This is a genomic window from Aeromonas sp. 600276 (assembly GCF_049175815.1).
Taxonomy (GTDB): domain Bacteria; phylum Pseudomonadota; class Gammaproteobacteria; order Enterobacterales; family Aeromonadaceae; genus Aeromonas; species Aeromonas dhakensis.
On sequence record NZ_JAAKVU010000045.1, the window covers coordinates 1 to 575 of the forward strand.

The window sequence follows — 575 nt, forward strand, 5'->3', positions numbered from 1 at the left end:
TTGAAGCTGTAGTCCTTGAGCTCCACATCCGAGGGGCGCACCGCCTCCCGGTAGTGGAACTGCCGGACATAAGACCCCTGCTCGAGCGAGCGGTTGCCGAGGTTGAAGAAGAGCTCGGGGCCAGCGGTCAGGGCGGCTGCGTCATCGGCAAACACGATGCGATGCTTGCCCGCGTCAAACTCGTGGAAATAGAACATCCCCTCTTCAGCGGCGAGGCGGTTCACGAAATCGAGGTCGCTCTCCCGATACTGAACGCAGTATTCCCGCTTGGCGTGCTCGTTTTTCAGCGCAAAGGCGTAGTCGGTGATGCCGTGTTCTTGCAAGAGGATACTGAGGATTTCATCGGGCTTCTGCGCTTGGAAGATGCGGGAGTTCTGGCGCAAAGAGAGTCGCCACAGGGCAGGCTGCACCATGAGCTGATAGCGGGTGCGGCGAAAGCCGCTGTCGCCTTGCGCGAAGTCACTGACCACCCCGCACACCCGACGCTGCAGCTCGCCGTTGTACCACACCAGCAGCTCGCACGGCTGGTCCAGCACGGCGCCAAAGTCGATGTCGGGCTGGGCGCTTGCCAGCTC

1 pseudogene is annotated in these 575 nt (G+C 61.7%); it reads right to left on the reverse strand.

The window, feature by feature from the left end:
* A pseudogene (vgrG, locus tag G5134_RS21220) lies at positions 1-575 on the reverse strand (type VI secretion system effector VgrG); the annotation flags it as partial.